Below are 12,839 nucleotides of genomic sequence, written 5' to 3' on the forward strand. Positions count from 1 at the left end.
GCATGGTCATTTACGTGGTATTAATCTACGCATTGATAGCGGTCATTGATCCGTATGGGCTGCGGAAGAAGGGAATGAAGCGGGATTTCCTTGTCTGCTCCGCCCTGTATCTGATCTCCTTCGCGCTGGCCTTCGCCTTGTCGATGCACTGGGAGATTCCCAGTCCGTCCCCGCTGTTTGTGGATTGGGTGAAAAAGCTATATTAGAGCGCACCGCTGAAGGAGGAGGAGAGTGTGAGCAAAGAGACTATTCCGGCTGGCCAGTCGATCAGCATCGCTGTATTATTTGTCACCGGTGCTTCATTGTTCCTGGGAACCTCGTCACAGTCCGGCAACAGCAGCTGGATTGCCCAAATGTTGGCGATTCTGCTGGCGATTCCCCTTATGCTGATCTATGCAAGACTCCATGTCCTGTTTCCGGGCAAGGATCTGTATGACATGCTGATTGAAGTGTTCGGCTCCGTCCTGGGACGGATGCTCTGTTGTCTGTATATCTGGTATGCTTTACATCTGGGCGCGCTGGTGCTGCGCAATTTCGGGGAGTTCAGCAAGACCGTGGCTTTAACCGCAACTCCGATGCTCGCACCCATGCTTATGATTGGCCTGCTCTGTATGTGGGTGGTCCACGCCGGGATCGAGGTGCTTGGAAGAAGCGCCAAATTCCTGCTGCTGTTCTCGCTGATTGTAATTGTGATCTTACAACTACTCTCCGTACCCAAATTTGAATACCATCATCTGAAGCCGCTACTCCATACCAGATTCAACCTTATTCTTGCAGATACAGCAGGCTCATTCACCTTCCCCTTTGCCGAGATTGTAGTCTTCCTTGGCGCATTCAGCGCCATTCCGGCCAAGGGCTCTGCCAAGCGGGTGCTGGTCAGCAGCACATTGATTGCAGGGGGGATCATTATTATGATCACGCTGCGTAACCTGCTGATACTTGGCCCTGATATTCTGTCCGGTCTGTACTTCCCCTCTTACGTGGCGGTCAGCCGGATTAATATCGGCGATTTCGTTACCCGGATCGAGGGCTCGGCGGCCATTGTGTTTGTTACGGCGCTCTTCGTCAAGGTCAGTCTGTGCCTGTATGTAACCTGCAACGGGGTAGCGAAGGTATTCAAGCTGGGGAGCTACCGGTCTGTAGTGCTTCAGATGGGGCTGATCATGATCTATCTGTCGGACTTCATATATTCCAATATTATGGAAATGGAGGAGTTCGCTTATCACATCTACAAGGTATATGCCCTCCCGTTCGAAGTGGTGATTCCTGTGGTACTATGGATTACAGCCGAGCTTCTTGCCCGCAGAAGGAACAGTAGACACAAGGCCCTTCCAGAGCAGCAGCCGGAAGGTTCATAGAGCAGCGTCAGCTATTCAGCCCCGCCCTGCGGGGCTGTCCGGTTTTCAACCTGTGCTGAAGTTAGCTATAATGAGAGGCAAGAGAGAATCTCATAGAACAGGTAGGAAAGGCGTGGATGATAGATGAGCGTATCCAGCATTGTAATGTCCTCACATTGGGGCAGAGAGGTCAGACATAAGCTTATTACGCAAGGCTCCAAGATGCTGGCTGTGGTGTTTCCGGGACAGAATTATTCCGCCGAGCGGCCGCTGCTGGATTATGCGGGCAAGCTGGCCCGGGAATACGGCTGTGACCTGCTGCTGCTTGAATACGGCTACCAGGCTGCGAGAGTATCCTTCAAGCGCGAGGAGATTGATATTGTTGCCGAGGAATGCAAGATTGCGCTTGCTTCACTTCCCGACTACGAGCAGCTTTTGTTCATCAGCAAGAGTATGGGGACGATTATTGCGGGTAAGGTTGCGTCGGAGCCCGGAGTGGGCGAGAAGGTCTCGCATCTGTTCCTTACCCCTGTTCCCGAGAGCCTTCCGTTCATACGGCAGAGCCGGGGCAGTGTAATTTATGGCGGGAGTGACCCGATGTTCACCGGGCAGCATCCTGCCGAGCTTAGCAGCATGAAGCAGGTAAGGGTATACAGGATTGACGATGCCAACCACGCTCTGGAAGTGGATAGCGTCAACGAATCACTGGCTGTGCTGCTGGTTATTATTAATTTCTATCATGAGTTTTTCCGCGATTCACTATAAAGGGAGATGAGAGCATTTACTCGCGGATCAGTCTGGATTAGCCTGGAGGGCATTGATATGCAGGGGAAGGTAATCGGTCAAGGCAGAACGGCGGAAGTGCTGGAGTACGGGGAAGGAAAGATTCTTAAGCTGTACCGCGATGACGTTCCGGAAGAGCATGTGGACTTAGAATACCGTTTCAGTAAATGGGTCTATGAACAAGGTGTTGCTACTCCGCAGCCCCATGAGCGGGTAGTGGTAGAGGGCAGACCGGGAATTGTGTATCAGCAGATCGCCGGTCCTACCCTGTTACAGCAAATGAACCGGAAGCCGTGGCTGAACTTCAGCGGCTTCAAGCAGATGGCCGGCCTGCATCATAGCCTTCACCAGCTCGATGGCATGGGCGAAGCAGGAGCGCAGAAGAAGCGGCTGGAGCAGCAGATTATCGCCGCGCCCATGCTTGAGACAGAGGAGAAGACAAAGATTCTGTCCCGGCTTGCCCGGCTGCCGAACGGGGAGAAGCTGTGCCATGGAGATTTCCACCCGGACAACATCCTGATGGACAGCAAGCTGTGGGTCATTGACTGGATGACCGGCGTCCGCGGCAATCCTGCAGCAGATGTTGCACGGTCGGTGATCATGTTCAGTATCGGGGCCATACCTGAGTCGGCTTCTGTGTTCACTAAGGGGTTCTTAGGGTTCGCCAGGAAGCGGCTGACCGCGCAATATGTCCGCAGGTATCTGAAGCTGTCAGGCTTGACGCTTGCAGATATCAACCCGTGGATACTGCCGGTGGCGGCGGCACGGCTGGTTGAGGGACTCCCGGTTCCCGAGAAGGAGCTGCTGGTCCGCGAGATCCGCAGACGCCTGAGAGCATAGCGCTGCGGGCAACAGAATAATAGATGATATAGAGAAGGCGGAACGCAGATGAATACATACATTGCCTTACTGCGCGGCATTAATGTCGGCGGCAACAAAATCATTAAGATGCAAGAACTGAAGGCGATGTTCGAAGCGCTTAAATATGAGCATGTGCGCACCTACATTCAGAGCGGCAACGTTGTATTTGAGAGTGAAGCGTTAACAGGCGACGGGCTGGCGGAGATGATTAGCGGGAAGATCCAGGAGACCTTCGGCTTTGAGGTGCCTGTAATCATCCGTTCTCTGGAGGAGCTGGAGGCGGCCATTGCCGGCAACCCGTTCCCGCAGAGTGAGCCGGAAGCCTACAAGCGCCTGTACGTCTCGTTTCTGGCAGCGGAGCCAGCCGCTGAAGCACTGGAGAAGCTCCGTCCCTATGAGGATGGAGCCGATAAGGTGCGGGTGATCGGCAAGGAGCTGTATGCCTTCTATGAAGTGAGTGTGAGCGAGTCGCCGCTGTTCAAGGTGTCATTCGACAAGCTGCTGGGAACGGCGCTTACCGCGCGCAACTGGAATACCCTGAACAAGGTAGCAGCGCTGGCCCGTAAGCCGTAAAGGAAATAGTTGCTCTCCCAAATACCCCACCAGGATGTATCTCTTGGTGGGGTATTTGGCGTGTCCGGCACGTTCAGCAAACATTCAGCGGGCATTCATTGCCGGTTAAGGTACGGATGCCATAATACACCTAAGAAATGAACGAATCGGAGTGGATCAAACGATGAAAATACTGAAGAGGCCGGGTACCGATGTTGTACTGGTAATGATTATGCTGCTGGCAGCCGTCCTGTACGGATACGGAATCTGGAATGACCAATATGCCAATACGTACTATACAACCGCAGTGGGCAGCATGCTGCAGAGCTTCCATAACTTCTTCTTCGCTTCCCTGGATTCAGCAGGGTCTGTAACGGTCGATAAGCCGCCGGTAACCTTCTGGCTGCAGACCTTAAGCGCGCTGGTCTTCGGCCTGCATGGCTGGAGTGTCATTCTCCCGCAGGTGCTCGGCGGTGTAGGCTCGGTACTCTTAGTCTATCTGCTGGTGAAGCCAACCTTCGGACGGGCGGCGGCACGGCTTGCAGCGCTCGTTATGGCGGCTACCCCGGTAGCAGCGGCAGTAAGCCGGACGAACAATATTGATGCGCTGCTGGTATTCACTCTACTGCTGGCAGCATGGTTTCTCTTCAGAGGCACCCGGACCCACCGGCCGGGTAGCCTGCTCGCCGCCTTCGGGCTTATCGGTGTCGCCTTCAATGAGAAGATGCTGCAGGCATATATGGTTCTTCCGGCCTTTTATCTGTTCTATCTTTTGGCAGCCCAGGTGAACTGGAAAAAAAAGACCGGCACCCTTGCAGCCTGCACTGCCGTACTGCTGGCAGTGTCTCTATCCTGGGCTGTAATTGTCGATTCCATTCCGGCAGATAAGCGGCCTTACATCGGGAGCAGCGGCACCAATTCTGTGCTTAATCTGGCTTTTGGCTATAACGGTGTGTCCCGTCTGACCGGTGACCGCAGCACTGGAGGAGCCGGGAGCGGGGGCTTCGGCGGCGGCGGTGGCATGCCCGGAATGAACGGAATGAACGGGGAAATGCCGGACTTTAGCGGTGAATTCCCGCCTATGGATGGAACTGGCGGACAAGGGGGCGCGGACGGACAAGGGACGATGAACGGCCGTGATTCCGCTGCCGGGGACATTCAGAGCCGTGACAGCGGCGGGACTGCTTCAGGCCAGGACGGACGCAGTGGCGGTATGGTACCGGGCGGTCAGGATGGCGGGCGGCGCGGTGAAGGAGCGGACGGCGGCTTCGGCGGGTTCGGAAGCCCGAACGGACGCGGTGGGATGGGCGGTGGCGGCATGTTCAACACAGGCACTGCCGGTCCGCTGCGGCTGTTCCAGCAGGAGCTGTCCGGTCAGGCGAGCTGGCTGCTGCCGTTCGTGCTGTTTGGCAGCATCGGGATCTTGGCCAGCCTGCGCCGCAGGAGCTTCACCCGGCAGCATAAGGAAGCCCTGTTCTGGCTGGCCTGGCTGGTTCCGGTCATGGGATTCTTCAGCATTGCCGGCTTCTTCCACCAGTACTACCTGATTATGATGGCTCCGCCGGTGGCGGCGCTGGCAGGTGCAGGCTGGTCTCAGCTCTGGAGCTACTATAAGGAGCGGCAGACCTGGCTGTCGTGGCTGCTGCCCGCAGCCGTGCTGGCTACAACGGTGCTTGAGGTGTACATTATCCGTCCGTATAACGATACCATCGGCAGCGGCTGGTCCGTGGGCATACTGGCAGCAGGTATTGCAATGACAGTAGTGCTAATAATTCTGCGGCTGCTGAAGGCGGTACGGACTAAGCATTCCTGGTTACATGCCGCTGCGGTAGCAGGGTTCCTGGTGCTGCTGATTGGCCCGCTCTACTGGGCATTTACACCGATTGTCTATGGAAATAATAGCATGACTCCAGCAGCAGGGCCGGATAGCGGCAGCCCCTTCGGGATGGGGGCAATGAGCAACATGCCCAACATAGCCAACATGCCCGACATAGCCAACATGGGCGGCATGGGGGGAAGGAATAACGCTGCCGGTATCAATGAGTCTCTGCTGACCTATCTCAAGGAGCATAATACCGGCGAGAAATATCTGTTCGCAGCGATGGATTATGGAACGGCAGGCCCGTATATCATCGACGAAGGGGAGCAGGTCGTCATCCTGAACGGCTTCAATGCGTCAGATACGCCCTACACCCCAGCCACTCTGAAGGAGCTTGTAGAGAGCGGGCAAGTGAAGTACTTCCTGGTCACCAGCGGCGGCATGGGCGGGATGCGGGGCGGCGGCAGCTCGGAGATTACGGAATGGATTACCGCGAACGGGACGGAGGTTCCGGCCGCAGACTGGCAGGGAACGCAGAACAGCGGCAATGCCGGAACCTTGTACGAAATCACCCTGAACTAACCTGCATGAGCAGGAGATCAGGAAGCGCGTATATCCGGCCGTGTGCCGGCGCGCTTCCTTACTACTTTTAAGGAGGAGCTGCCCATGAGTGTTCAAGTGCGCTATTCCATTATAATACCGATGTTCAATGAAGAGGCTGTTATTCAGGAGACCTACCGGCGCATCAAAAAAGTAATGGGCATAACAGGCGAGCCCTACGAGCTGATCTTCGTCAATGACGGCAGCACGGACAACTGCGCGCAGATGATCGAGGAATACAGCTATTGGGATGAAAGTGTGAAGCTGATCGATCTGTCCCGCAATTTCGGGCATCAGGTCGCTATTACCGCAGGTATGGATTATGCGCTGGGTGATGCGGTCGTGATCATTGACGCGGATCTCCAGGACCCGCCCGAGCTGATTCCGGAGATGATTGCGGAGTGGAAGCAAGGCTATCAGGTCGTGTATGCCAAGCGGATCAAGCGAAACGGAGAGTCCTTGTTTAAAAAGTGGACAGCCAGCTTATTTTACCGGGTGCTGCGTTATTCGACAGAAATCTCCATTCCGGTGGATACCGGCGATTTCCGCCTGATGGACCGCAGAGTCTGCGATGAGCTGAAGCGTCTGCCGGAGAAGAACCGCTTCGTGCGCGGTCTGGTCAGCTGGGTCGGATTCCGCCAGAAGGCGATAGAATATGAGCGGGAGGAGCGGCTGGCCGGAGAGACCAAATATCCGTTCAGACGGATGCTGAAGCTGTCGCTGGACGGCATTACCTCCTTCTCTTATAAGCCGCTGAAGCTGGCGGGTGTTCTTGGAGCACTGCTGTCCGTATCCGGGTTTCTGTACCTGATGTATGTGCTGTATCTGGCGCTCTTTACGGATGCGGCCGTGAAGGGCTGGGCATCGATGATCGGGATCACCTTGACCTTCAACGGGTTCGTGCTGCTCATGCTGGGTATTCTGGGGGAGTATGTCGGACGGATCTATGATGAATCGAAGGGCCGTCCCCTCTACATCGTTCAGGAATTCTACAGCGGCAGGCCGCAGCAGAGCGCGCAGGAGCAGAGAGTCGCCAGTCTCAACAAATAACCATATTCCTTCCACATCAAAAAACCGCCCCTCCTCCAAAAAGGAAAGGCGGTTCTTATGTAACAGCTGTATCTGCTAAGCCTTCAGCAAATCGTGATCGACATAGCGTGCGCCGTTCAGCTCACTGATAATGTTAACGGCAACCTTGGCGCCGTCCCCGGCAGTGATAATCGCGTGGACACTCATTCCGGCAACGGTTCCGGCGGCCCAGATTCCGTTGATGTTGGTTCTGCCTTCCGGTGTGGATGCAATCACCGTCTTGATTCTTGGCTCCGTACCTTCTTTAGTCGTTACCCCGGCTGCGGCAGCCAGATCCGTCAGAACACCTGTCGCCAGCACGACATGCTTAGCTTCATAAGTAGCTCCGCTCTCTGTCCCGATGACGAAGCCCTCACCGCTGGCTTCCAGTGAGGTCGCCTGTCCGGCAACCAGCTCGGCCCCGAACTTCACGGCCTGCTTATGTCCGGTTTCTACCAGATCAGGTCCGCCGATCTCGCTAATTCCGTAATAATTCTCATACCAGCCTCTGCGGGTCATACCTTTGTCGTTGTCAATCAGCAGTGTTTTTTTGCCGGCCTTGGCAGCGAACAGGGCGGCGCTTGCACCGGCAGGACCGGCACCGATAATGGCGATTTCGTACATGAGATACCCTCCTAAAAGTTTTGATAGCATAAACCTCATGGAACCACTTCGCAAAACTCACTTCGGAAGCATATGCTTTAAGTTTTGATAGCATAAACCTCATTAATTCACTTCGCAAAACTCGCTTCATTCCTGCCTACTATTATATCGCTATTTACAGCTCATTGGCTAATCCTGCAGGCATGGAAGGGAGACCTTGAAGGCAGCGCCTTCACCCGGAGCGCTGGATACCGTCATCTCTCCGTGATGCGCTTCGGCAATGGACCTCGTAATCGATAACCCAAGCCCGGAGCCGCCGTATTTGCGTGTGCGGGAGGAATCGCTGCGATAGAAGCGGTCGAAGACATGCGGGAGATGCTCCGCAGAGATGCCGGAGCCGTTATCCTTCACGGTCAGCTCTGCCAGTTCTCCTGCGGCGTGCAGAGATATATGGATGATGCCCTTGACCGCATCGGTATGCTGAACCGCATTGTGGAATAGATTAAGAAGGACCTGTCTGATCTGGTCAGGATCAACCAGGCACCGGATGCCGTAGGCCAGGTCGAAGACGACCTGCCGCTCTCCGGCCAGTACCCGCAGCTGCGCCTGCATGTCGTCAATCAGCTCGCCCAGCAGTACCTGCTTGACCTGCAGCCGGGGTGCGCCGTCCATCCGGGCGAGCAGAAGCAGGTCCTCCACCAGCTTGTTGATCCGCTTGGCTTCACCGTGCATGCTGCTGAGCGCGCTGTAGAGCTGTTCCCGGTTATCGGCAGCTCCGCGCAGCAGCACCTCCAGGAAGCCGTAGATGGACGTCAGCGGCGTCCGCAGCTCATGGGAAGCATCTGCGGCGAACCGGCGCATCTGCTCTTTCGCCTCCCGCTCATTCTTGAACGAAATCTCCAGCCGCTCCAGCATGCCGTTGAAGGACTGGGAGAGCTGGTCGATCTCAAGCTGGCCCTGCTCCTCGGGGAACCGTACATTCAGGTTGCCGGCATCGATAATCTGGGCCGAACGCCCCATGTTGGATAAGGGGACCAGCGTCTTGCGCAGCGTAGGCAAATACAGCAGCAGCCCGGCCAGCAGAGCCGCTACCGACAATGCGCCGAAGATAAGCAGCTGCTGCAGGATGACATCCCTCAGCGGTCCGGTCTCCACTGTCATCTGCAGAAGCATCCGGGCAGCACCGGGCCTGCCCAGATTCATGAAGACAGCCAGATGTCCGCTGCCATCCCCGGCGGTAATCAACTGGTAATTCCCGCCCCTCTTGTCCTGGGGGAGCTTCAACAGCTGGTCATAAGCCTCATTACTCATTCTCGGTGCAGGCGAAGCGGACAGAGTCTCTTCCTTCAAATCCATGAAGCCGCCATCCTGATTGTAGATAGCGAGGGTAGTATGGGCGTCCAGCAGCAGGGGACGACGGTCTCCTCCGGGTCGTCTGTTACCTGCATTATTGAAGATTTCAAATGGCACAGAGCGTATCTGGGTCTCCATCGCCTCTGCCCGGTTGCTGTATATGAAATTTCGCATGAGTACATACTGGAGTGTGCCGATCAGTATAAGCAATCCTGAGAGAATGAGCAGCGAGGTGACGAGCAGCTGCTTGCGCAGGGAACGCGGAGCATGGAATCTGCCCGTGAATCTACGGGTCCGGGCAGTCATACCAGATCCACCCGGTACCCCGCCCCGCGCAGGGTGCGGATGATCCGGTGCTCCTTGTCGCCGAGCTTCTCCCGGAGGGAGCGGATATAGACCTCCACGATATTCTCCTCTCCGCCGAAGTCATAGCCCCACACCTTGTCCAGAATCATCGGCTTGCTCAGGACCAGTCCGTGGTTGATCACCAGATACTGCAGCAGCTCATATTCGGTCGGAGACAGCTCCAGCACCTCCTCCTTATGGCGGATCTCCTTGCGGCGGCCGTCAATCCGGAAGGGGCCGCAGCGGACCTCGCCGAGCAGGCCGGGGAACTGGTTGCGCAGCCGGGCCTGAATCCGGGCCAGCAGCTCCTCGAAGCTGAACGGCTTCACCATGTAATCATCTGCGCCCAGGGACAGGCCCGTGACGCGGTCGTCCACCTCATCCTTGGCAGTAAGCATGATGATCGCCACCTCTGCTTCCTCAGCGCGGAGGCACCGGCAGACCTCGAATCCGTCCATGCCGGGCATCATCACATCGAGAATAACGACATGCGGCTTGAAGTCGGCCGCTGCTGCCAGGGCCTCAGCGCCATCGGCGGCGGTCTGTACCTCAAAGCCTTCGTTAATTAGGCCCAGCTCCAGAAACTGAAGGATATGAGGCTCATCATCCACCAGGAGTAGCCGGACACCTTGGGCTGCTTTCATTAGCAATTCCTCCATATCCAGTAATTAAGTAAGTATAGTATGTCCATAGTTTGAAGCTACAGGTTGAAGGTTTGCTGAAAATAGGTCTTTGGAGCCAAACCTTCGATTCATTCGCGCTGATTGCGGTTAATCATATTAATCTAATTATAGTGATTTATCGCGCCATGAATATGAAATATAGTTAGAATTTACTCAGTTTAAGGCGGGCAATAAAGGGTTTTGACGGCGGGTATAGAACACTATTAAAATAAAGGATACAACCTGGTTTTTGCTTTTGATTCGGCTTAACCGGTAATATGTCCCGATCAGCTGTTTTCCTCCCCGTATCACCCGTATTCATCCTGTCTCTGCATTTCTTTTGGGCTACATCTTTTCACAACACTTCTTTTTAGGGTATTTACTTAGGTCTAACTTCACAGCATCACTCATTTAACCTAATTTATTACATGTTCCATTACCCATAAGTCAAGGAGGCTCTTCCATGAAGAAAAAAGAGATGGTAGCCATGCTATTGGCGGGAGGCCAAGGGAAAAGATTAAAAAGTTTGACCAAATCGATTGCCAAACCGGCTGTTTATTTCGGAGGAACCTACCGGATCATCGACTTCCCCCTAAGTAACTGCTCGAATTCGGGCATCGATACCGTGGGTGTGCTGACACAATATGAACCGCTGGTGCTGCATTCGTATATCGGAGTCGGCAGCGACTGGGATTTGAACCGTAAGGATGGCGGCGTATTCGTATTGCCTCCGCATGAACGGGAGAATGGAAGCAGCTGGTACCGGGGAACGGCGGATGCCATTTACCGCAATCTTAAGTTCGTGGATCAATTCGATCCGGAGCATGTGTTAATTCTGTCGGGAGACCATATATACAAGATGGATTATCATGCCATGCTGCAATATCACAAATCCAAGAACGCCGACTGCACCATCTCGGTCATTGACGTTCCATTGGAGGAAGCGAGCCGCTTCGGCATACTGAATACGGAAGATGATCTGAAGATTTACGAGTTCGAAGAGAAGCCGGCCCAGCCTAAGAGCACACTTGCTTCTATGGGGGTATATATTTTCAAATGGGATGTTCTGCGCAAGCATCTGCTTGAGGACGGGGAGAACGCCGGATCATCCCATGACTTCGGTAAGGACATTATTCCGATGATGCTGGGTGAAGGCCAATCCCTGTACGCTTATCCTTTTGAAGGCTACTGGAGAGATGTAGGTACGGTAGACAGTCTGTGGGAAGCGAATATGGATCTTCTGAGCGATACGCCTCCCCTGAACCTGAACGATACCGGCTGGAGAATCTTCACCCGTAATCCGAATCAGCCCGCACAATATGTGGCACCGGGAGCCAAGGTATCAAGCTGCATCATTAATGAGGGCTGCATCGTGCATGGCGAGGTGAAGCACTCTGTCCTCTTTTACGGGGTTGAAGTGGGCGAAGGCAGTGTCATCACCGACTCTGTCATTATGCCCAAGGTGAAGATCGGCAAGAACGTGAGAATTCATAAAGCCATCATCAGTCAGAACACGGTCATTGAGGATAATATGGAAATCGGCGTCGACCGGGAGAATGAGAATGAAATTCTGCTGATCGACAAACGAAGCAAGAAGCTCAAATCTGTAGCAGCCAAAACCATATAACCACAAGAGGGCGGGGGATTCCGATGAAAGAGCTTATGGGTGTAATTAATCTTGATCATGAATTGGATAATTTAAATGAACTGACCTATTTCCGCTGCGGGGCAGCGGTCCCCTTCGCCAGCCGGTACCGGCTGATTGATTTCGTTTTGTCCAACATGATGCGTGCAGAGCTGGAGAGCGTGGGACTGTTCGTCCGCCGCAAATACCGGTCGCTGATGGATCATCTCGGTGACGGCAAATCGTGGGATATGAACCGTAAGCACGGCGGACTGTTCATCCTGCCGCCAGACTGGAATGACCCTACGGACACTTCCCTGGGAGACCTGCAGCATTATCATAACAATCTGGATTTCTTCAAAAGGGCTTCAGCCAAATACATCGTCTTCTCCGGCAGCCAGCACATTAACACGGTGGATCTGCAGGACCTCTATCAGTATCACCTGGAGCAGGGCGCGGATGTAACAATGGTCTACAAGCAGATTGACGAGCTTCAGCCGGAGCATGATCCGTGTCTGCGGGTCGAGCTTAATGACGACAACCTCGTTACGAATATTCACCATGAGAAGCATCATCCGAATGTGTATCTGGACATCTTCATTATGGAGAAGAAGCTGTTCCTGGAGCAGGTGGAGCATTGCATTGCCCATGGCGAGAGCTATTTCTTCCGCGATGCCATTCAGAAGAACCGCCACAAATTCAAAATCTCCGCCTATGAATATAAGGGTTACCATGCCGTTATCAATTCGCTGGAGAGTTACTATAAGAACAGTCTGGAGCTGCTGAAGCAGGAGAATTACTTTGGCCTGTTCAAAGAGAATCCGGTGCAGACCAAGATTAAATACGAGGCGCCTACCCGTTATCTGGATAGTGCGTCGGTCAGCAACTCGCTGGTGGCCAACGGCTGTGTAATCGCCGGGACGGTGGAGAACAGCGTTATTTTCCGGGGCGTACAGATTCGTAAGGGTGCGAGAATTATTAATTCTGTGATTATGCAGAAATGCGTGATTGAAGAGAATGCCGTGATTGAGAATGTGATCATGGACAAAGATGTGCATCTCAGCAAAGACCGGATACTCGTTGGAGACAGCAGGCGTCCATTTGTCATTGCCAAGAGCAGCAAGATATAATATCTGGATCAGGGGGAATGTGCCACTTCGGGGCATTTCTTCTGATCCAGTGTTGTAATAGGCACTAATTTCAACCAATACATGCATCTGTAAGGAGGAACC

12 protein-coding genes are annotated in these 12,839 nt (G+C 54.2%); 9 read left to right on the forward strand and 3 right to left on the reverse strand.

The annotated features are described in order from the left end of the window. Positions 1-2 precede the first annotated feature (2 nt). The 7 genes from NST69_RS01185 (at position 3) to NST69_RS01215 (ending at position 7,002) form a co-directional block, all read left to right on the forward strand. The gene (locus tag NST69_RS01185; protein WP_036722240.1) at positions 3-206 is read left to right on the forward strand and encodes a hypothetical protein; all 204 of its coding nucleotides are present in this window, start codon (positions 3-5) and stop codon (positions 204-206) included. 27 nt (positions 207-233) lie between these two features. After that, positions 234-1,358: an endospore germination permease gene (locus NST69_RS01190; protein ID WP_342548252.1), complete on the forward strand. Its 1,125-nt coding sequence runs from the start codon at positions 234-236 to the stop codon at positions 1,356-1,358. A gap of 123 nt (positions 1,359-1,481) precedes the next feature. Then, positions 1,482-2,102: an alpha/beta hydrolase gene (locus NST69_RS01195; protein ID WP_036722244.1), complete on the forward strand. Its 621-nt coding sequence runs from the start codon at positions 1,482-1,484 to the stop codon at positions 2,100-2,102. Positions 2,103-2,159: 57 nt separating this feature from the next. Further along, positions 2,160-2,960 carry an aminoglycoside phosphotransferase family protein gene (locus tag NST69_RS01200; RefSeq protein ID WP_339312592.1) on the forward strand — a complete coding sequence of 267 codons (801 nt, stop codon included), beginning with the start codon at positions 2,160-2,162 and terminating at the stop codon, positions 2,958-2,960. A gap of 48 nt (positions 2,961-3,008) precedes the next feature. After that, positions 3,009-3,554 (forward strand): DUF1697 domain-containing protein, encoded by a 546-nt coding sequence (locus tag NST69_RS01205; protein ID WP_036722249.1) that lies wholly within the window; start codon positions 3,009-3,011, stop codon positions 3,552-3,554. A 163-nt stretch (positions 3,555-3,717) separates the two neighbouring features. Beyond that, on the forward strand, positions 3,718-5,934 hold the full coding sequence (locus tag NST69_RS01210) for a glycosyltransferase family 39 protein (RefSeq protein WP_342548253.1): 2,217 nt from the start codon (positions 3,718-3,720) through the stop codon (positions 5,932-5,934). 84 nt (positions 5,935-6,018) lie between these two features. Continuing rightward, a complete protein-coding gene (locus NST69_RS01215; protein ID WP_342548254.1) occupies positions 6,019-7,002 on the forward strand; it encodes a glycosyltransferase family 2 protein in 984 nt (327 codons plus the stop codon). Positions 7,003-7,077: 75 nt separating this feature from the next. Here the strand turns inward: NST69_RS01215 and NST69_RS01220 are convergent, their stop codons facing one another. The 3 genes from NST69_RS01220 to NST69_RS01230 all read right to left on the reverse strand — a co-directional run bounded on the left by NST69_RS01220 (position 7,078) and on the right by NST69_RS01230 (position 9,965). Further along, a complete protein-coding gene (locus NST69_RS01220) occupies positions 7,078-7,644 on the reverse strand; it encodes an FAD-dependent oxidoreductase (protein ID WP_342548255.1) in 567 nt (188 codons plus the stop codon). Positions 7,645-7,812: 168 nt separating this feature from the next. Beyond that, positions 7,813-9,282 (reverse strand): HAMP domain-containing sensor histidine kinase, encoded by a 1,470-nt coding sequence (locus NST69_RS01225; protein ID WP_342548256.1) that lies wholly within the window; start codon positions 9,280-9,282, stop codon positions 7,813-7,815. After that, on the reverse strand, positions 9,279-9,965 hold the full coding sequence (locus NST69_RS01230; RefSeq protein WP_036722260.1) for a response regulator transcription factor: 687 nt from the start codon (positions 9,963-9,965) through the stop codon (positions 9,279-9,281). The genes NST69_RS01225 and NST69_RS01230 overlap by 4 nt, the downstream gene beginning before the upstream one ends. 481 nt (positions 9,966-10,446) lie before the next feature. On the opposite strand from NST69_RS01230, the gene NST69_RS01235 reads away from it, so the two are divergent. Beyond that, positions 10,447-11,610 (forward strand): glucose-1-phosphate adenylyltransferase, encoded by a 1,164-nt coding sequence (locus tag NST69_RS01235; protein WP_036722262.1) that lies wholly within the window; start codon positions 10,447-10,449, stop codon positions 11,608-11,610. Between the two features lie 23 nt (positions 11,611-11,633). Beyond that, on the forward strand, positions 11,634-12,737 hold the full coding sequence (gene glgD, locus NST69_RS01240) for a glucose-1-phosphate adenylyltransferase subunit GlgD (protein WP_036722265.1): 1,104 nt from the start codon (positions 11,634-11,636) through the stop codon (positions 12,735-12,737). Positions 12,738-12,839: the final 102 nt, after the last annotated feature.

This window comes from Paenibacillus sp. FSL P2-0089, from assembly GCF_038595095.1.
Lineage (GTDB): Bacteria > Bacillota > Bacilli > Paenibacillales > Paenibacillaceae > Paenibacillus_AQ > Paenibacillus_AQ silagei.